The 22,043-nt window shown below is 40.1% G+C and carries 13 protein-coding genes; 10 read left to right on the forward strand and 3 right to left on the reverse strand.

What is annotated here, in order from left to right; translation table 11 throughout:
• Nucleotides 1-361: 361 nt before the first annotated feature.
• From J3U42_RS10390 to J3U42_RS10405, 4 genes are all read left to right on the forward strand, one after another.
• On the forward strand, nt 362-1,201 hold the full coding sequence (locus J3U42_RS10390; protein ID WP_267336404.1) for a Rossmann-like and DUF2520 domain-containing protein: 840 nt from the start codon (nt 362-364) through the stop codon (nt 1,199-1,201).
• Nucleotides 1,202-1,203: 2 nt separating this feature from the next.
• A complete protein-coding gene (gene panB, locus J3U42_RS10395; protein ID WP_267336405.1) occupies nt 1,204-2,058 on the forward strand; it encodes a 3-methyl-2-oxobutanoate hydroxymethyltransferase in 855 nt (284 codons plus the stop codon).
• A 4-nt stretch (nt 2,059-2,062) separates the two neighbouring features.
• A complete protein-coding gene (panC, locus tag J3U42_RS10400; protein ID WP_267336406.1) occupies nt 2,063-2,911 on the forward strand; it encodes a pantoate--beta-alanine ligase in 849 nt (282 codons plus the stop codon).
• 198 nt (nt 2,912-3,109) lie between these two features.
• Nucleotides 3,110-5,968 (forward strand): valine--tRNA ligase, encoded by a 2,859-nt coding sequence (locus J3U42_RS10405; RefSeq protein ID WP_267336407.1) that lies wholly within the window; start codon nt 3,110-3,112, stop codon nt 5,966-5,968.
• Nucleotides 5,969-6,233: 265 nt separating this feature from the next.
• On the opposite strand, the gene J3U42_RS10410 is transcribed toward J3U42_RS10405, so the two are convergent.
• From J3U42_RS10410 to J3U42_RS10420, 3 genes are all read right to left on the reverse strand, one after another.
• Entirely contained in the window at nt 6,234-7,763 is a 1,530-nt protein-coding gene (locus J3U42_RS10410) for a glycoside hydrolase 43 family protein (protein ID WP_267336408.1), read from the reverse strand.
• 44 nt (nt 7,764-7,807) lie between these two features.
• Complete coding sequence (locus J3U42_RS10415; RefSeq protein WP_267336409.1) at nt 7,808-9,190, reverse strand: glycoside-pentoside-hexuronide (GPH):cation symporter; 1,383 nt, start codon at nt 9,188-9,190, stop codon at nt 7,808-7,810.
• Between the two features lie 1,424 nt (nt 9,191-10,614).
• Nucleotides 10,615-12,027, reverse strand: a complete 1,413-nt coding sequence (locus J3U42_RS10420; protein WP_255556214.1) for an EmmdR/YeeO family multidrug/toxin efflux MATE transporter — start codon at nt 12,025-12,027, stop codon at nt 10,615-10,617.
• Nucleotides 12,028-12,281: 254 nt separating this feature from the next.
• Here J3U42_RS10420 and J3U42_RS10425 point away from each other — a divergent pair, with 254 nt between their 5' ends.
• The 6 genes from J3U42_RS10425 to J3U42_RS10450 all read left to right on the forward strand — a co-directional run bounded on the left by J3U42_RS10425 (nt 12,282) and on the right by J3U42_RS10450 (nt 22,036).
• Nucleotides 12,282-12,773, forward strand: coding sequence for a hypothetical protein (locus J3U42_RS10425; protein WP_267336410.1), 492 nt, complete (start codon nt 12,282-12,284; stop codon nt 12,771-12,773).
• A gap of 271 nt (nt 12,774-13,044) precedes the next feature.
• Nucleotides 13,045-13,770, forward strand: coding sequence for an epoxyqueuosine reductase QueH (locus J3U42_RS10430; protein ID WP_220219476.1), 726 nt, complete (start codon nt 13,045-13,047; stop codon nt 13,768-13,770).
• Between the two features lie 214 nt (nt 13,771-13,984).
• Complete coding sequence (locus tag J3U42_RS10435) at nt 13,985-18,259, forward strand: acyl-CoA dehydratase activase-related protein (RefSeq protein ID WP_267336411.1); 4,275 nt, start codon at nt 13,985-13,987, stop codon at nt 18,257-18,259.
• 73 nt (nt 18,260-18,332) lie between these two features.
• Nucleotides 18,333-18,983, forward strand: a complete 651-nt coding sequence (locus tag J3U42_RS10440) for a CDP-alcohol phosphatidyltransferase family protein (protein ID WP_267336412.1) — start codon at nt 18,333-18,335, stop codon at nt 18,981-18,983.
• On the forward strand, nt 18,953-20,704 hold the full coding sequence (locus tag J3U42_RS10445; RefSeq protein ID WP_267336413.1) for a bifunctional alpha/beta hydrolase/class I SAM-dependent methyltransferase: 1,752 nt from the start codon (nt 18,953-18,955) through the stop codon (nt 20,702-20,704). The genes J3U42_RS10440 and J3U42_RS10445 overlap by 31 nt, the downstream gene beginning before the upstream one ends.
• 3 nt (nt 20,705-20,707) lie before the next feature.
• On the forward strand, nt 20,708-22,036 hold the full coding sequence (locus J3U42_RS10450; protein WP_267336414.1) for a phosphatase PAP2/dual specificity phosphatase family protein: 1,329 nt from the start codon (nt 20,708-20,710) through the stop codon (nt 22,034-22,036).
• The last annotated feature ends 7 nt before the right edge of the window (nt 22,037-22,043 follow it).

Genomic DNA, 22,043 nt, shown 5'->3' on the forward strand with positions numbered 1-22,043 from the left:
TCTGAAACTTCTTGGCAAGAATCCGCTGCCGTTTCTATAGGGTAGTGAGATAGATTTTTTTAGACATTTACAGTAATTAAAACAGTTTTATACTAAAACGTATGCATTTTCTGAAAGTTTTTGACAAGAATATGTTGCCATTAAGGTAGGGTAATCAGATAAATTTTTAATAGATTTACTATAATCAACACTGTTTTATACTGAAACGTATATATTTTCTGAAACTTCTTGATAAACACCTTTATCACTTTTTAAACGCTAGCCTTTGTTATGCTGTGATATTGTTTATATAAAACTAATTCAATTGAATAAACAGCAAATTACGCTATAATGCGTTAATTTTTAACTATTTGTATCTGTTATGATCGTTGGTTTTATTGGTGCTGGGAAGGTTGGTTGCACCTTAGGGAAGTATTTTAGTTCTTGTGGAATCGAAGTCGCAGGATTTTATAGCCGCTCGTATGAGCATGCAAAACAAGCAAGCGAATTTACCCAAAGTCATGCATTTTTAACGCTAGCTGAGATAGTTGCTAAGTGTGATTGTTTGTTGGTCACCGTCTCAGATAGTCAAATTGCCGAAGTTTGGTATGATTTGTGTCAACTGCCAATTGGCAATAAATGGATTGGCCATTGTAGCGGGCTGTTAACGTCTCATATCTTTAGCCAAAATAAAGTTGTTCATCCTTTCGCTTTTTCATTACATCCACTCTATGCAATTTACGATCGCTTTGATTGTTTTTCTGATATGGTTAATGTGTCTTTCACGCTGGAAGCCAATGCCGATATCATTCCAGCCTTAACTGAATTTTTTGCAAAACTCCCCAACCCTATCGCCATTTTGCCAGCCATTAAAAAGCCGCTTTACCATGCCGCTTGTGTCATGCTAAGCAATCAAGTTTTGGCTTTGGTGCAAATTGGTGTTGATCTGCTCAACGAGCAGTGTGGATTGGATCAAGAGTTTAGTGAACAGGCGTGGCATCCACTATTTTTAGGCAATGCCAATAATGCTTGCCGGGCGGGTATCATTGATGCGTTGACCGGGCCGGTTGAACGTGGCGATGTTGAAACAATTAAACAACATATAATGGCCATGCCCGATGAGCTTAAGCCTATTTACCAGCAACTATCGACCATATTGCTTAATATCAGTCGAAAAAAACATCCAAACAGGGACTACAAACAATTAGAACTGGAGCTGTAACTTTGAAAAACACAATTCTCACTCTACAACAACGAAAACTGAATCAAGAAAAAATCACGATGTTAACCGCCTATGATTACACCACCGCTAGATTAATGGATGAGAGTGGCGTTGACTGTTTATTGGTTGGTGACTCATTGGGAATGGTGATGCTGGGTTACCAAAGTACCGTATCGGTGACAATGGAAGATATGATTCACCACTCCAAAGCGGTTGCCAGAGCGGCTAAAACGGCTTTTGTTGTGACTGATCTGCCTTTTATGTCCTACCATACTTCGGCCTATGATGCGGTGTATAATGCCGGTCGTTTAATCCAAGAAGGTCAAGCACAAGCGGTCAAGCTTGAAGGCGGGCAGGCGTTTTGTGAACATATTCAATTGATTACACAAGCATCGATTCCGGTCATTGCGCATATTGGCTTGATGCCACAATCGGTACTGGCATTAGGCGGATATAAAGTTCAAGGCAAAGACTATAACGACGCTAAAAAGATAGTGCTTGATGCATTGGCGGTTGAGCAAGCAGGTGCGGCGGCTATTTTACTCGAATGTGTGCCGGCGGAGTTGGCAAAACTGATATCTGAACTGGTTAGCATTCCAACTATTGGCATTGGTGCCGGTGTTGGTTGTGACGGACAGGTTTTAGTCTATCAAGATATGTTGTCGATGTATGCAGGTGTATCGTCTAAATTTGTAAAATCATTTGCGCCAATTGGCGAGCAAATGAAGCAGGCTTTTAAAGATTATTGCGCAGAAGTGAAGCAGCAACAGTTTCCGTCTGCTAATCATGAATTTGCTATCGATAGCGATGTAATGGCAAAAATTAAATCTGAATTTTTCATCAGTCATCAAGGATAATACCGTGAAAGTTGTGACCTCAATTGATCAAGTTCGCCAGCAAGTTAAAGCTTGGCGACAGTCCGGCGCAAGTATTGGTTTAGTTCCCACTATGGGCTTTTTGCATGAAGGGCACCAAAGTTTAATGGCGGCGGCCAAAGAGCAGAATCAAAAAGTGATTGTGACCATTTTTGTTAATCCCATCCAGTTTGCCCCTAACGAGGATTTGGCAAGTTACCCTCGTGATCTTGAGCGAGATAAAATTGCCTGCCAGCAAATGGGAGTCGATCTTATCTTTTGCCCAACAGCCAGCGAAATGTACGAGGCTCACTTTAACAGTTATGTCGATGTTAATGGGCTAACAGAAGCGTTATGTGGTAAAAAGCGACCGGGACATTTTAAAGGTGTCTGCACGGTGGTCACTAAATTATTTAACATCACCCAACCGGATCGAGCCTATTTTGGACAAAAAGATGCTCAGCAGCTTGCTGTGATTAAACGAATGGTTTGCGATCTTAACGTCGATATTGAAATTATTGGTTGCCCGATTGTGCGAGAAGCAGACGGACTGGCAAAAAGTTCACGCAATAGCTATTTATCTGCAACTGAAAGAGAAGCGGCAACTTGCCTTTATCGAGCCATTCAATGCGCTGGCGAAATGATTGCACAGGGTGAAAGATCGGTTGATGTCATTGCCGGTGCTATGCAAGCAATAATTAACGCTGAGCCGCTTGCTAAAATTGATTATATCGAATTTGTCGATATGGCATCATTCAATGCAATTGATTCACTTAAGCAAGATAGCTTATGTGCACTTGCCGTTTATATTGGTAAAACACGATTAATTGATAATTTTATCTATCAACCCAGTTAGCTTCTAACATATCGAAACTTAACTGTATAAAAGGCCGCTTATGACACAGCGGTTTTTTAATGTCAATCATTCCAATAAAAGCGAAATTGACAAGAGATTTAATCAACGAGTTTCTCACTTAGCCAATTTATTGTTTGGCTATTTTACTGTAGAATAGATAGCATTTTTATGCCTTGAATCAGGATTTATGCATTTATTATGAAAAATACAACTTATAATCCACAAGAAATCGAACAACCAATTTATCAACATTGGGAACAAAGTGGCTATTTTAAGCCTAATGGCGACAAATCACAGCCAAGCTACTGCATCGCTATCCCACCGCCGAATGTGACCGGAAGTTTACACATGGGGCACGCATTCCAACAAACCATTATGGATGCATTAATACGTTATCATCGTATGCAAGGTAACAATACGTTATGGCAATCGGGTACCGACCATGCCGGTATTGCAACGCAAATGGTGGTTGAACGTAAAATTGCTGCCGAAGAGGGCAAAACCCGTCACGATTATGGTCGTGAAATGTTTATCGAAAAAATCTGGGAGTGGAAAGCGCAATCAGGCGGTAGCATTACCAAACAGATGCGTCGTTTAGGCGATTCGGTGGATTGGGATCGTGAGCGCTTCACTATGGACGAAGGGCTATCAAATGCGGTAAAAGAGGTATTTGTTAGACTTTATCAGGAAGATTTGATCTACCGTGGTAAACGTTTGGTCAACTGGGATCCAAAATTACGCACCGCGATTTCTGATTTAGAAGTTGAAAATCGTGAAGTAAAAGGCTCAATGTGGCATTTACGTTATCCACTTGCTGACGGCGCCAAAACGGCTGACGGTAAAGATTATTTAGTTGTCGCCACAACGCGTCCGGAAACATTATTAGGTGATACCGGGGTAGCGGTCAATCCGGCTGATCCTCGCTATCAAGATCTGATCGGCAAATTTGTTATTTTACCTTTGGTTAATCGTCGTATTCCGATTATTGGTGATGAACATGCCGACATGACAAAAGGCACCGGTTGCGTAAAAATTACTCCGGCACATGACTTTAATGATTACGAAGTTGGTCGCCGTCATCAATTACCGATGATCAACATCTTCACCTTTGACGGTGAGATCCGCTCACAAGCCGAAGTGTTTGACACAAACGGCGAACCGAGTGATGTTTATGGGGGAGATATTCCGACTGAATTGCAAAATTTAGAACGATTTGCTGCCCGTAAAGCGGTTGTTGCCGCCTGTGAAGCGCAAGGCATTTTAGAAAAGATTGAACCACATGATTTAACCATACCGTATGGTGATCGTGGCGGCGTGGTGATTGAGCCAATGTTAACTGACCAATGGTATGTGCGAGCGAAAGTATTGGCCGAGCCTGCTATTGATGCCGTTAAAAATGGCGATATCCAATTTGTGCCAAAACAGTACGAGAACATGTACTTCTCGTGGATGAATGATATTCAAGATTGGTGTATTTCACGCCAATTATGGTGGGGTCACCGTATTCCGGCGTGGTATGATGCGCAAGGCAATGTCTATGTTGGACGAGACGAAGCCGAAGTCCGTCGGGAAAACAATATCGCCGATGATGTGGTGTTATCACAAGATGAAGATGTGCTTGATACCTGGTTCTCATCTGCACTTTGGACTTTCTCTACATTGGGTTGGCCGGAAAATACCGATGATTTGGCAACTTTCCACCCAACCAATGTACTGGTAACCGGTTTTGATATCATCTTCTTCTGGGTCGCTAGAATGATTATGATGACCATGCACTTTATCAAAGATAAAGACGGTAAGCCGCAGATTCCGTTTAAAACAGTCTATGTTACTGGCTTAATTCGTGATGAAGAAGGGCAAAAAATGTCGAAATCTAAAGGGAATGTTATCGATCCTTTAGACATGATTGACGGCATCTCACTTGCTGATTTACTGGAAAAACGTACCGGCAATATGATGCAACCACAACTGGCGGAAAAAATTGCCAAACGTACTGAAAAACAGTTCCCTAACGGCATTGAAGCGCACGGTACCGATGCATTACGCTTCACCTTAGCGGCACTTGCCTCAACCGGACGTGATATCAATTGGGATCTCAAACGTTTGGAAGGTTACCGCAACTTCTGTAATAAACTTTGGAATGCCAGCCGTTATGTACTTATGAACACGCAAGATCACGATTGTGGCTTTACTGGTGGTGATTTAGGCTATTCATTAGCCGATAAATGGATATTAGCTGAATTTAATCATACCGTGAAAACCTATCGAGAAGCGTTCGATAATTATCGATTTGATTTAGCCGCTAATATTTTATATGAATTTACTTGGAATCAGTTCTGTGACTGGTATCTAGAGTTAACCAAATCAGTACTGGCAAATGGTGAACAATCTGAACAACGTGCCGCTCGTCATACTTTAGTGACGGTACTGGAAGCATTGTTACGCTTAGCACATCCAATTATTCCATTTATTACTGAAGCAATTTGGCAAAGTGTTAAACCACTAATGCGTATCAAGGCTGATACTATTATGTTACAACCGATGCCGACTTTTGATAGTAAACATATTGACGATCAAGCTGTTGCCGATATTAACTGGATCAAAGAGGCGGTGATTGCCGTGCGTAATATTCGAGCTGAAATGAATATTGCACCGAGCAAACCATTACAATTATTGATTCGCCAAGCTTCACCTGCTGTTCATCGTATTATCAGTGATAATATAACCTTTATTGAATCGCTGGCAAGATTAGCAGAAATTGTGCTGTTAGATGAAGGTGAAACCGGGCCATTATCGGTCACTAAGTTAGTTGACGGTGCTGAACTACTTATTCCAATGGCTGGGTTAATTAACAAAGAAGATGAATTAGCTCGACTGGAAAAAGAGATGGCACGCATCGATAACGAAATTGCTCGTATCGACGGAAAACTTAGCAATAGCAGTTTTGTCGATAAAGCGCCAGCGGCTGTTGTGGCGAAAGAGAAAGAAAAACAACAAGGCTATATTAATGATAAAGCTAAATTGCAAGAGCAATACCAAGCGATTAAAAGCCTATAACAAACAATCTAAACCGCCCACGATAACCGTGGGCGTTTTTTTATCACTTAGCGACCACGCTAAAATATTTAAAATGACAATTACCGCCTGTGGTTTGCCCAGCGTCAGTTGCTGCTACCATATCGATTTTAGCACCACCCCATTTCCCTTTACCGAGGCAAATTGACGGGGTAGTGCAATCTTATTTGCAAGCGCAATACCTAGCGATTAAAAGCCTATAACAAACAATCTAAACCGCCCACGACAACCGTGGGCGTTTTTTTTATCACTTAGCGACCACGCTGAAATATTTAAAATGGCAATTGCCGCCCATATTTTGTCCAGCGTCAGTTGCTGCCACCATACCGATTTTAGCACCAACCCATTTACCTTTACCGGCGGCAAATTGACGGGGCAGTGCAATCCAACTATCTTGCGATTGGCGATAGTAAAATTGGCAGATACCATTTAATCCGACTTCTACCTTAAGTTGACAGGAGGCGGAGTCGAGTTTTGCAATCGGCTGATGATACTCATCAACAACACCCGAATCTTTAACCCAACCATAACGATACATAAGACGATATTCGCCGTTATCATAACAAACAACTAAAGCTGCATAGCGTTCACCATAAATAATCATTCCGGCAAAATCGCCCGATTGGGTTGGGTTAAAGGTCATTTCTGTTTGCGCTGAAAACTGAAATGCCGCAAATTTTTGTAACAGTAAATTTGGCGCAAAATAGAGTGTCTCTTGCCCATTACGTATCGGTAACGGGCAACAATTTAACACCAATCCCGCCTCACTATCAGCCAGCCAGTGTGGTTGTGGATTGGCTGGCCATTGCCACTGTAAGCCAAATTTTCCCTGCTCAAAATCATCACTGGTTTGTATTTTATCGCCTGTAGACTCACCATTAACAAGCGGTTTCGGGTAAGATAAAACTGGTTGTCCGGCACCATGATCATCTAACGTTTGGCCGATCCTTGGCCAGTTATCATCGTCCCAATACATTGGCTGTAAGTGCACAATTCGCCCATATACATTGGCATCTTGAAAGTGTACAAACCAGCACTGCGAATTGGCTAACTCCACCCAACCGCCTTGATGTGGGCCATTAATGGGGGTGTTACCTTGAAAAAGCACATTTCGCGCTGTCCAATTGCCGGTTAGCTTATCGGATCGTAAAACCGTTTGCCAACCGGTTTCGACGCCGCCGGCTGGCGCAAAAATATAGTACCAACCGTTTCTTTTATACAGTTTGGGACCTTCAAGCGTAGGCAAATCGGCGGTGCCGTCATAAATGATTTTGCCTTCACCGATTAATGCGCTACCGTCAGTTTTCATCTCAAACAGTTGTAATTGATGCTTTAGCCCACAACGGCTCTGGGCAAAGGCATGTACTAACCATGCTCGCCCGTCATCATCCCAAAACGGGCAAGGGTCAATCCAACCTAGCGCTGGCTGAACACAATGCGGTTTGCTCCATTCGCCCCAAGGATCGGTGCTATGACACATAAAGATACCTTCATCGGGAGTGCTGAAAAAGACCCAAAACTTATCATCATGATAAGTGATAGACGGCGCCCAAACGCCTTTACCCGGCTGCACCTGATCATAATCACCAAACTCAAACGACGAAAAAACATGATTAATAATCTGCCAGTTGATTAAATCCTTAGAATGTAAAACAGGTAGCGCAGGTAAATGATTAAAACTTGATGCGACCATAAAAAAGTCATCGCCAACTCGGATAATATCCGGATCAGAATAGTCGGCGCAAATAATCGGATTATGATAATAGTTACTGCTCATATTAATACCTTTCTGGTTTGTCCATTTATCACCGAAACACTATCTTACTGATGATTATCAGCTTGCTTTTGTCTGGCAAGCAGATCATCTTGAATTTTTTTCATCATGTTGTCATCTAATTTATAAAAGCGCATTAACCACCAAAGTAACAGATAGGAAAATGCCGGTCCAATGGTTAACAGCCCGATGATGCCCATGGTGGCTAGTGGTGTTTGCTCATCGACGCCAGCTTGATAGCCTAACAGACCTAAACAGACCCCAACCAAAGCACCAGCTACCGCCATACCTAATTTTAATGCAAACAGATTGCCGGAAAATGATAGCCCGGTTGCACGTCGGCCAAATTTCCATTCGCCATAGTCAGCGGCGTTTGCCATCATATTCCATTTAAACGGTTGATACATTTGATGAAAAAATCCAATTAAAAAGTACAGAGGAAATACAACAGGTAACCAAACCGGCGGCACAAAAAACATCAACACACCAATGGCAAACAGAATTAAGTTAATATTTTTAAACAGTGAAATCGCACTAAAGCGCTTAGCAAAATATCCTGCTGCCATGGCACCGAGTATGGTGCCAACAACTGAGGTAGAAACAAAGGCCGATTTCATCGCCGTGCCGGCTGTTGAACTGATGCCACCCAACATTAAATAGGTGGCATAATAAAGCGTAGCGGAACTTCGCATCACGCCCGCCATACTCGAGAAAAAAGTAATAATAGCAACAATGCACCACTGATCATTGGCGAGTAGGCATTTAAGATCTTTTTTAACGCTGACATGCTCATCTTTAATCGGCGTCACACGCTCTTTGGTGGTAAAAAAACAGAGCAGTAACATGCCAATAGCGATAATGCCCATAATCGCCATGGTCAGTTGAAAGCCCAGTTGCTTATCTTCCTTGCCCAGCCAATCGACTAAAAATAATGTGCCGACTGATACCATTAACCCCGACGCTGATGAAATGGTAAAACGATAGGATTGGGCGCTCAGACGATCTTTCTCATCCCGAGTAATCACCCCACCAAGTGCACAATAAGGAATGTTTATAAAAGTATAACAAAGCATTAATAGCGCATAGGTGATATAGGCGTATAACAATTTACCGGAATAACCAAAATCCGGCGTGGTATAGGTCATCACGGCAAGCACGGCATAGGGAATCGCAAACCAGACAAGCCAAGGCCGAAATCGACCAAAACGGGTTTTGGTACGATCAGCCACCATACCGGTTATTGGGTCGATAATCGCATCAAAAATGCGTGTCGCTAAAAACATGATCCCAACCGCCGCAGCTGAAAGACCATAAATGTCAGTATAAAAATAGGTTAAAAACATCGTGACCGACGAGTAAACAATGCCGCATGCCGCATCCCCCATGCCAAATCCTATTTTTTCCATGACTGATAATTTCTTGTTATCCATTACAATCTCCTTATAACCCTAATGACAATCGATATTAAGCCGTTATAAATTAACGGTTTACTGCTGATAACTTATTGCTAAACAATAACCATAAGTTGAGTTTATAAAATAAGTTTTCAAAACAGTATTACGATTTTACGTAGCGTAATTACGTTATATGGTTAATGTGATTGATATCACAGTTTTATCGTGCAAAGACTAAGGGGATTTGGTTAGATTTGCTGTTTGGTTTTGCAGAGAAAAGCGATTTAAAAGTTAAAATTCGGCTTTTATACTTAAAAATGGGTATTTTCTGAAACTTCTTGGCAAGAGTTTACTAGTTTTGATTTGAGTAATAATTATCAACGATGTTTATTTAACAAGCGACTGCGGTTTAGATTGATTAATATTAGCTAAATAATATTTAGGATTAATATTTTTTAATATATTAAAGATAATCTAATGTTTTTACTAAAACATAGGTATTTTCTGAAACTTCTTGACATAATTTACTAGTTTGATTCACGTAAGGGTTAGTAATGATTTTCTATTTAATAAGCGACTGGCGATTTAGATTGGTTAATATTAGCTAAATAATATTTAGGATTAATATCTTTTTAACATCTTAAAGATAATCTGATTTTTTTGCTTAAACACAGGTATTTTCTGAAACTTCTTGACAAGATCTTACCGGCTTTGATTTACGTAAGGATTACTAATGATTTTTTATTTAATAAACGACTGGTGGTTTAGATTGGTTAATATTAGCTAAAGAACATTCAGGATTAATATTTTTTTAATATCTTAAAGATAATCTGATGTTTTTACTTTAACATAGGTATTTTCTGAAACTTTTTGACATGATTTTACTAGTTTGATTTACGTAAGAATTACTAACGATGTTTATTTAACAAGCGACTGGCGATTTAAGTTGGCTAATAGTAACTATATAATATTTAGGATTAATATTTTTTATATCTTGAAGATAATCTGATTTTACTAAAACATAGGTGGTTTCTGAAAGTTCTTGACAAGAATTTACCGGCTTTGATTTATGTAAAGATAACCAATGATTTTCTATTTAATAAACGACCGGCGGTCTAGATTGGTTAATATTAGCTAAAGAACATTCAGGATTAATATTTTTTTAATATCTTAAAGATAATCTGTTTTATACTAAAACATAGGTATTTTCTGAAACTTCTTGAGATGATTTTACTGGTTTGATTTACGTAAGAATGACTAACGATGTTTATTTAACAAGCGACTAGCGATTTAAGTTGGCTAATAGTAACTAAATAATATTTAGGATTAATATTTTTTATATCTTGAAGATAATCTGATTTTACTAAAACATAGGTGTTTTCTGAAAGTTCTTGACAAGAGTTTACCGGCTATGTTGTATGGAACATTTAATATTGCGCTATTATAAACGTTAGAAAATATTAGTTTCGCTTTCGATGTCGCCATAACCATTTGCCACTGACTAATCGGTGGTAGAAAAACAGGCTTCTTATCACCCAATCTAGGAACATACCAAACCAGACACCAATCACGCCAAAGCCAAAGTATACGCCAAAGATATAACCGACAACAATTCGGCACATCCACATACTGCCAATAGCGACCCACATGGTGTAACTGGCATCTTTAGCACCTTTAAAGCCATAAGGTAGAACAAATGATGAAGCCCAAAATGGCGTAAATAGGGCATTAAACCACAGGAGATGTTTAGCAATGTCGATCACTTCCTGATCGTTGGTATATAACGAACTTAAAAAGCCGGCAAAAGGTATGGATAAAAATGCTAAAAAGCAGAGTAAAAAGTTAGTTAAGTGAAAGATAAATTTCAGTTGTCTGGTCGGTTGATAGATCTGCCCCATGCCGATACGTTTACCGACAATGATCGTTGAGGTTGCGCCAAGTGTGCCACCGGGTAAGTTGAGCAAGCCAGCTATTGAAAAGGCAATAAAGTTTGCGGCAATAGTCGATGTGCCCATTCCGGCAACAAATGTTTGAGTAAGCAGTTTACCGATATTAAACATCACCGATTCCACACTGGCGGGAATACCAATGCTAAGAATATCAATCAAGATTTTACTGTTAAATGAATGGAAATAACTTCGAAAAGGAATAAATAGCGCTCGACTGGGTTTTATGGTCAGCACCAGTAAAATAAAGAACATTCCACAATAACGTGAAATGGTTAAGCCAATTCCGGCACCAATAAAACCTAAACCGCCCCAACCAAAAATACCATAAATTAAGATATAACTTATCGATAAGTTGAGGATATTCATAATAATATTTAAGTACATCGGCAATTTAGTGTTACCGGCGCCTCGCAATGCCCCACAACCAACCAATATAAAGGCTAAAGCAGGGTAGCCTAACACCGTTAATCGCAGAAAAGTTAACGTGAGTTCTTTTACGTCTGCTTCGGCTTTTCCGGCAATAATCTCAACTATCCAATAACCGGAAAACTCGACAAATAGAAATAGTAAGATTGATATAATCACTAACAGCGTAATCGATTGCCGGGCAGCAACCACTGCTTTTTTGCGATTATGGCGACCTAAGCTAAACGCCACCACCACCGACGTACCCAGGGCGACCGCCATAAAAAAGGACATTACGATCATATTAAAACTTTCAGCAAGCCCAACCGCTGCCATTTCAGCTTTACCGATCCAACTGACCAGAAAAGTGCTGAAAATGCCCATTAATATAACCGATAGATTTTCGATGAAAATTGGAATGGCTAGCGGGTAGATCTCTTTCCACAATAAGACATTATTCGAGTGTCGTTTTTTATATAATTGCAGATTCTTTAATCGTTTAAGGAGTTGAACATCCAATTTCAGGCCTAATTGACATCAGGAAAAGATAAACACAATTATAACTCCATTATGAAATAAAAATGAATGGCTGTTTTAAAAAAGCGATCAAAAATAGTCAAAAAAATTGGACGATGATTTAGCGGATGAGTTGGCTATTATCTTATTGATAATATTATTTTTCATTTAAATGACAATATTAATTTGTCTGACACAAGATAATCGATTAAAGTTAATCCTATTAAGCTTATCGTTAAAATGTAAGGCAACGACAAATGGTTTTAGAAAATACCCCAATGAACTTACTTTTATTGACGCTCACTACCTGTTGGTGGGTCTATTTAGGTTTATTTATTTTGGGCATCACTCTGCGTTTTGCGAGTGATAATGTTGTCAAAAGCATCAGTGTTTTTATGGTGATGATTGGCTTGTTAATTCGAACAACGTATTCAATCAAACATCATGATCCGCTGTTAAATCCTAACTATACCATTTATTGCGTTGTTTTGATCTGCGTGGGTTTGATGCTATTTCTCTTTGCCACTCAAAACCGACATCGAGAGTTTTTTAGCATCATTTTAGCAACGATTGGCATTAGTGCCGTTGCGATTGATGATATGTTAGCCATGGATCCGAGTTTAACGCTGATGACCGTTGGCACTATCACATTTTTAGTCAATGATCGTATCAAGAAAATTATCAGCAATATTTTTATTATCCTGCCGGTTATATGCCTGATTATCGGTGCGGTTGGGTTATTAATCTAAGTGAATAAGGTTAATCGTTTAGTTAATATCATGTTTTATTAACATGGTTTATTATTAACACGGTGTTTTGTTAACAAGGTTTTTGTTAATAGGGTGTGATATTAATATAGCGCTTTGAGCTAAGTTAAATATTAAAAGCTTAACTGACTTTTTAAGTCGGCCTTTTTGGCCATAAAATTTATAGCGATAACTTGAAGGGTGCCGATTATCGCTATATCATAGTCGGCTTAAAAATTTCAGTTAGCAAAATAACAAAAATAAAAGAGCTCACATGTTAATTAATGCCAAAGATATTCTTGATAAATTAAATCCCCATAATAAAGTCAATTACGATTCAGTGCTAAAAGAGGTCATTGCTGATTGGCAAAGCGAATCGATTCGCCCTAAATTACTGATCCATAGTTGTTGCGCTCCTTGTAGTACTTATGTTCTAGAGTATTTAGCGCAATATGCTGATATCACCATATATTTTGCTAATTCTAATATTCATCCTCGGGTTGAATATGAGTATCGTAGCGTTGTTCAGCAAAAATTTATTGCCGATTTTAATCAAAAAACCGGTCACCATGTGCAATTTTTACAAGCGCCATATCAACCGGCTGAATTTATTAAACAAGTTGAACATCTGCGTGATGCACCGGAAGGGGGGGAACGTTGTCATCTGTGCTATAAAATGCGTTTAGATTTAGCGGCAATTAAAGCGCAAGAGCTGGGCTATGACTATTTTGCCAGCGCCTTGACCTTAAGCCCGAAAAAGAACAGTCAGAAGATCAATCAATTAGGTTTTGAAATTCAAGAGATCTTCTCTGTTAACTATCTTCCTTCCGATTTTAAGAAGAATAATGGCTATAAACGATCGATTGAAATTTGCAAAGAGTACGATGTCTATCGTCAATGTTATTGCGGCTGTATTTTTGCCGCCAAAGCGCAGGGCATCGATTTAAAAAATGTCATTGCAACTGCAAAACAAGGGTTAGCTGAACACCAAAAAGATTAATTTTGGGGGGAAGGATAAACCCACACAAAGTGAAGTGATATCTGAATATTTTCGCTAGCACACACCTTATAAAGTGTGTGCATTTTGAACACATCAAATAAAAACTGCAAAAATTACACTATCTTAAGTTATTTAAAAATATTATGATAAAACTAAGTTTGTGATAAGCATCTTTAAATACTTTAAGTCCTTTTTTGCAAAATGTGAGTTTGTTATGTCAAAAATATATAGGCTTGGATTGGATGTCGGTTCGACTACTGCGAAATGTGTCTTGTTAGATGAGCAAGACCATTTTGTCTATAGCAATTATGTTCGTCATAATACCCATATCATCGCCACCGTGCTTGACCTTTTAAGCGAAATCAAACAAAAAATTGACAATGATATCGAGCTGTCGGTAAAAGTGACCGGATCGGCCGGTATGGGAATATGCGAAAAAGCTAATATTGCCTTTATTCAAGAAGTGGTTGCGGCTTCTGAAGTGGTTCAGCGCCAATATCCGCAAGTTAGCACTTTAATTGATATCGGCGGTGAAGATAGTAAGATGATCTTCTTTTTTCCCGACCGTCCGCCAGATATTCGAATGAATGGCAGTTGTGCCGGTGGAACAGGTGCCTTTATTGATCAAATGGCTACTTTGCTCAATACCCCCGTACAACAATTCGATCAACTCGCTAAGCATCATGACAACATTTTTCCAATTGCCTCCCGCTGTGGTGTTTTTGCCAAAACCGATGTGCAAAATCTTATCAGCCGTAATGTATCGAAAGAAAATATCGCTTATTCAGTATTACATGCCGTTTGTATCCAGTTGGTAAACAGCCTTGCTCGAGGCTATGATATTGTGCCAAAGGTGATGTTTATTGGCGGGCCGTTTTCGTTTATTCCAAGCTTAAAACAAGCTGCTTGCGATATTTTAAAGTTGAACGCTGATGAGGTTGTGCAAACGGCGCACCCGACGCTATTATCGGCATGGGGCGCCGCTATTGATAGCTGTTGCCGAACAGTGCTTTCGATTGATGATTTTACCCAAAGATTAACTGCTTCAAATAAAATTCAGCTCGCTTCTCCCACTCGCTTAAAACCGCTATTTAGTCAGTCGTTATCTTTTGCAGATTGGCAAAAGCAGCGTCACTATATTCAAATCCCCAGCGTAAGCTTATCGGATTATTCAAAGCAAAATGCTTTTTTAGGTATTGATAGTGGTTCAACCACCACCAAAATTACTTTAATTGGTGAAGATAACCAGCTACTTTTTAGCTATTATGCCCCCAACAATGGACACTCCATTAGTGCCTTAATTAAAGGCTTAACCCAGTTAAAACAAGAGATTACCGCATCCGGCAAAACCATCAATATTGCTCGCACCGGTGTGACCGGTTATGGGGAAGAGCTGTTAAAGGCGGCATTTGCTATTGATGATGGGTTAGTTGAAACCATGGCGCATTTTGCCGCAGCCAAACATATTGATCCCAAAGTCAGTTTTATTATGGATATTGGCGGGCAAGATATGAAAGCCATTTTTATTGCTAATGGTGTGGTGAATCATATCGAGTTAAATGAAGCGTGTTCATCGGGTTGTGGTTCATTTATTGAAACCTTTGCAAAATCGCTTAATTCCAATACGATCGAGTTTGCCAATGCCGCTTGTCAATCCACCAGCCCCTGCGATTTAGGGACTCGTTGTACGGTATTTATGAACTCTAAAGTGAAACAAGCACTGCGTGAAAACGCCACCATGGGCGATATATCCGCCGGGCTTGCGTTTTCGGTAATTAAAAATGCCATTCATAAAGTGCTGAAGTTGCATGATATAAAAAAACTAGGCGATCATATTGTGGTGCAAGGGGGAACGTTTAAAAATCCGGCGGTATTTCGGGCGCTGGAACAGTTAACCGGGGCACAGATCGCCAGCTCCAATATTCCGGAACTAATGGGCGCTTATGGCTCAGCGCTGTTTGCTAAACATCATTACACTGAGCATCCGAGCTTATCAACCTTTATCGGTTTAGATAATTTGGATAAGGCGCTAGATAACAAAGCTAAGCCTTCACGCTGTAAAGGATGCGAAAATCATTGTGATATTATGATTTACCGTTTTGCCAATGGGCAGCGCTATTATTCGGGCAATAAATGCGAACGCTTTTTAAGCAATAATCCTTATCAAGATAAACATGCATTTAACATGTTTGATTTCAAAAACTCGCTTTTATTTGATCGCTGTAACGGTGAAGTGCCAAATGCCACAATCAATATTGGTATTCCACGTGTTTTAGGTCAGTATGAAAATTTCCCGTTTTGGCATACACTGCTCACCGCCAGCGGTATCAATGTGACCCTTTCGCCATTTTCGACCCATGAAATTTATGAAAAAGGCGCCGGCACTGTAATGTCAGATAGCATCTGCTTTCCCGCTAAACTGGTGCACGGGCATATTATGGCGCTGATTAACGCCAATGTTGATCGTATTTTTATGCCTATGGTGATATTTGAATCGGCACAGTTTAATAATGCGGTCAATAGCTATAACTGTCCGATTGTCAGTAGTTATGCCGAAGTGATAAATAGCGCTATCAATCCGGCTAGCAAATATGGTATTGCGCTTGATTATCCGGTCATCAATTTTAGCGATATTAAATTGCTTAAAAAAGGCTGCATAGCATATCTAACATCATTAGGCATTACTAAACAAGTTGCCAATAAGGCGTTTAAACAAGCCTTGATTGCGCAAAGTGACTACAAAAAAGCGCTCTATGATAAAGCGGTTGACGTGTTGGATAAGGCGAAGCAAACTGGGCGTTATGTCTTTATTTTAGCTGGTCGTCCTTATCATAGCGACAGCTTAATCAACCATAAAACCCCTGAGATTTTAAACGCTTTAGGTTGTGATGTGATTTGCGAAGATTCAGTATTAGGCGCCACTGATGCGCTTTCGCCGGAACTGCAAATCTGCTCGCAGTGGAGTTACCCAAACCGCCTGTACGCCGCTGCGTCGTTTGTAGCTCAGCAGCCAAATAATATTCAATTTGTTCAGTTAAACTCTTTTGGTTGTGGACCCGATGCGATTGTCACTGATGAGTGTAAAGCGATCTTAGCGTCGCATGGTAAAACCTGCACCGTGATTCGGGTTGATGAGATCACTGCTACCGGCTCAGTTAGATTACGGTTACGCTCAATTATTGAATCAATCCGGATGAATCATCACCAACCATTAACATTGCAAAAGCGCCAAAAAACAGCGATTTTTACGCTACCCGATAAACAGCGAAAAACGATATTAGCGCCGTTTATTTCTGACTTTTATTCGCCTTTGTTACCGCCGATTTTTGCTTTATCCGGTTATAAACTGGAAATTTTGCCTAAGCCGGATAAGCGTTCGGTTGAGTGGGGCTTAAAATATTGTAATAACGAGATCTGTTATCCGGCAACAATCATTGTCGGCGACATTATTAAAGCACTGCGTTCGGGGAAATATCAGCGTGATCAAGTCGCTATTGGCATTACCCAAACCGGTGGGCAATGTCGTGCCAGTAGCTATCTATCATTAATTAAAAAAGCGATGATAAGTAATGGTTTTGCCGATGTACCGATTATTTCGCTTAGTACCGGTAATATCAATGAAATTGAGCAACCGGGCTTTAAAATTAACTGGCTTAAAACTCTACCGACGACTTTCTTTGCCATGCTGTTTGCCGATTCGCTGGCTAAAATGTATTACGCCATTGCGCCGAGGGCAAAAGTGAAACAGCAAGCTGATGAGCTTAAACGGTTTTACACCGACAAACTAAAACAGCTTATTAGCCAACACAAGGGTAAAAAAGCGATTTTTACTTTATTAAGTCAAGCCGTGGCGCAGTTTAATCAGATTGAAACGCACAATAGAGCCTGCCCGCAGATCGGTATTGTGGGTGAAATCTATGTCAAATATAATAATTTTGGTAATCAGCATAGTGTAGAGTGGCTGATAGAACAAGGCATTGAGCCGGTGATGCCACCGATGATTGAATTTTTTGCGCAATGTTTTGTTAACTATGACAGCAATATCAAAAATCATCTGATTGCTAATAGTTACCTGTCTTATGTACTTAAATTCCTAGAAAAAATAGCGCAGGTTTATATCGATAAAACCAACCAGATATTAGCGGACTTTAAATACTATCAACCTTTCCATAACCTGCGCAATATGGCGCAAAAAGCGCAAGAGATCTTAAATTTAGCCAACCAATTTGGTGAAGGTTGGTTAATTCCAGCCGGTATTATGACCTTTGCCCAGCAAGGGATAGATAATGTTATCAGCTTACAGCCATTTAGTTGTATCGCCAATCATGTGGTATCAAAAGGCGTTGAAAAGCGGATGCGAGATCTGAATCCTAAACTTAATCTATTATATCTTGATTTTGATGACGGAGCAGGGGAAGTAAATGTACTTAATCGTTTGCATTTTATGATAAGTGCTTTAAAGTATAGCCAGTTACAACGCATTGTTTAATATATGTAAAGCGCTATAATGGTTGCTTAATCTGTTGGTTAACCCCTTCATTTATGGCTAAAAAGGATTGCAAGTGTTGTCAATATATCAACTAAAATCACGGTTCCAATCTCTACTTCGCCCTTATGCGAATAAAATTTATCATGCCGATATTACGGCTAATCAGGTCACGATCGCCGCCTGTATAGGATCGATTTTTGTGTCATTAATTGTTGGGCTGTTAGCGCAATATCAATGGATTTTTTATCTTATCCCGCTATGGATGTTTATTCGTATGGCGCTCAATGCCATTGACGGTATGTTGGCAAGAGAGTTTAACCAAAAATCTAATCTAGGCGCTTACTTAAATGAAATTTGTGATGTGATATCTGATTGCGCACTGATCGCTGTATTTACGCAAGTTGCTACTGTTAGCTATAGTTTAGTTATGTTTGTGGTATTGCTTTCGTTTCTGACTGAATATAGTGGCGTGTTGGGACTGATGATTGGCGCTACTCGCCGTTATGACGGACCTATGGGCAAAAGTGATCGCGCATTTGTTTTCAGTGTTATCAGTTTAGGTATTGCAAGCTATTTACTCCCATTGGATTGGATTAATCCTTTACTGTGGCTGATAAGTGCTTTACTAATCTATACCATTGTAAATCGGATCAAAAAGGGATTGAATGAGTCCAAAGAATTAAGGATCAGTTTATGCGACAACAACAAGAAAAATCTTTTATAAGTCATGATGGCTGCCAAATTTTTTATCGCTATTGGCCGGCTGTGGATAGCGACCAACAATCAAATCAAGCGTTGGTGCTGTTTCATCGAGGGCATGAACATTCCGGACGTGTTGCGCATCTGGCTGATGAACTTGCGCTGCCCGATTTCCAAATCTTTGCATGGGATGCAAGAGGAAACGGACAATCAGAAGGGGAGCGAGGAGATGCCCCAAACTTTGCCACTTTAGTCAAAGATGCGCAATGTTTTATTGAACATATCACCCAAGAGTACGGACTCAACCAACAAGATATCGCTATTATCGCCCAAAGTGTAGGCGCAGTTATTGCCAGCGCTTGGGTGCATGATTATGTGCCCAATATTCGTGCTTTAGTCTTAGCATCACCCGCTTTTAGCGTTAAACTCTATGTGCCGCTTGCCGTTCCCGGACTAAAATTGCTGTATAACTTTAAAGGCAATTTCTTTGTTAATAGTTATGTCAAACCCAATTTATTAACTCATGATGCTGAACGTGCCCGCTCATTCACGCAAGACCCACTCATTACCCGACCGATTTCAGTGCGTTTACTGCTTGATCTCTATTCGGTATCAGACAGAATTATAAAAGATGCTAACGCAATTACCGTACCGACTCAATTACTGGTTTCCGGATCGGATTATGTGGTTAGGCGTAAACCCCAACAACAGTTTTATGACAATCTAGGCACGCCGCAAAAAGAGTGTCATATTTTGCCGGGCTTTTTTCATGATACGTTGGGTGAAAAAAATCGCCATATCGCTCTTGAACGAGCAAGGCGTTTTATTCTCGGCTGCTTTGCCAGCCCAGCTTATACGCCGTCACGACTTAACGCCGATCGGGTAGGTTATACTCGATTAGAAACCGATAATTTAACCTTACCGCCTTCCGGTTTAGTTAAGCCGTTATATTGGAAATTTATTAAGGCAAGCTTAAAGTACGCAGGCAAAATATCTCATGGCATTAAACTCGGTTTAGAAACTGGCTTTGATTCCGGCAGTACCCTTGATTATGTCTATCGGAATGAACCTGCGGGAAATTCTAAATTAGGGCAATTTTTTGATTATCTCTATTTACAATCTATTGGTTGGCGTGGCATTAGACAACGTAAGCTCAATCTTGAAGAGCTATTAAAAGAGGCGATTAGTCGTTTACAGCAACAAAATGACAAGGTCAATATTGTCGATATTGCAGCCGGCCATGGACGCTATATTTTAGATACCATTACTCAAATCGCTCACAAACCCGATTACGTGCTATTGAGGGATTATAGCGATATTAATGTTCGTGACGGGCAAACATTAATTGAACAAAAAGGCTTAAGTGATATCGTTCGTTTTGAAAAGGGTGATGCGTTTGATCGACAACAATTAGCGCAATTATCACCAAAACCTAATCTTGCCATTGTCTCAGGGCTTTACGAGCTGTTTGGCGATAATCAATTAATCCATAACTCGTTAGCCGGATTAGCCGATGCGATACCGGTTGGCGGTTATTTGATTTATACCAACCAGCCTTGGCATCCTCAGTTAACCTTTATTGCCAGAGCGTTAACCTCTCATCGAGACGGTCAACCCTGGATAATGCGTAGACGAACACAACTTGAAATGGATCAGCTTGTCGCTCAAGCCGGCTTCAAAAAAATTACCATGCGCATTGATCAGTGGGGCATCTTTACCGTTTCATTAGCACAGCGCATTCACTAATCGATGATGAAAACATCAGCAACCGCACCTTCAACTCATTTAAGCATTTATAAATGCTTATGGTTAGTTGGATTGTGCCTGTTTTTCTTTAGCAGTTACAATATAACCAACTCATTTACCGCAAGCCGTGCTGATGTCACAAGCATTGTTTTTAGCTGGGAAAGCTTAATTCCGCTTTGGTCTTGGACTATTGTGCCATATTGGTCAATCGATTTGATGTATGGTTTGGCAATCTTATTAGCAACCAGTAAGCAATCGGTTAAAATACTTTGTTTACGACTACTGACCGCTCAAATAATTTGTATCGGCTGTTTTTTGCTTTTCCCGCTTAAGTTCAGCTATGAACGTCCGGCTTTAGACGGCTTTTTTGGATGGCTGTTTGAGGTATTAATGGGCTTTGATAAGCCATTTAATCAAGCCCCGTCACTGCATATCACCTTACTGGTTATTTTGTGGCAATTTTATGCCGGCTATTTTAAATCTGTGGCAACAAAGTATCTGCTTAATATTTGGTGTTTATTGATTGCGCTTTCCGTATTAACCACATGGCAACACCACTTTTTTGATATACCGACCGGATTATGGGTTGGTTGCTTATGTATCTGGTTATGGCCGGATAATGGGCAATCACTATTCAAAAATGCTTCACGCTTGAAAAACGGCAAATGGGTGACGCTCTATAGTGTTTTTGCGCTTATAACCTATGGTTTGGCTGTTTACTTTAAGCATGAGGCACTTTGGTTATTATGGTTAGCCGGCGCACTGGTATTAGTTGCCATTAATTATTTGCTATTAGGTGCTAAAGGTTTTCAAAAACAGCCTAATGGACGGTTTAAGTTGGCTATCGCCATACTTTATTTACCTTATTGGGTTGTTATGTGGCTCAATTCCCGTTTATGGACCATTAACCATGCATCCCCCGATATGATCGAAGATAAGCTTTATCTTGGTCGCATAGCGGAAACTAAAACGCTCAAAGCCTATCAGTTTGTTTCGGTGCTGGACTTATGCGCTGAATTACCCATAGCGCCTTTTAAGGGCAATTATACTTTAATACCGGTCTTAGATATGACCCCGCTAACCGCGGCGCAGTGCCAGCAGAGCGCAGAAGTGATTAATCAGTATTATCAAAAAGGCAAATTACTGGTGTGTTGTGCATTAGGTTATTCCCGTAGCGCAACGGCGGTTATTGCTTGGTTATTATGGACGCATCGAGCGCAAAATCTTGATGACGCCATTGCCAAAGTAAAAGCTTGTCGTAGCAGTATTGTGATCTCTAAAGCTCAACGTGTAATTTTAACTGAGTGGTTTTTACAATTAAAAAAGGGGTAAAGATTAG

Source organism: Gilliamella sp. B2923, from assembly GCF_026536565.1.
Classification (GTDB): domain Bacteria; phylum Pseudomonadota; class Gammaproteobacteria; order Enterobacterales; family Orbaceae; genus Gilliamella.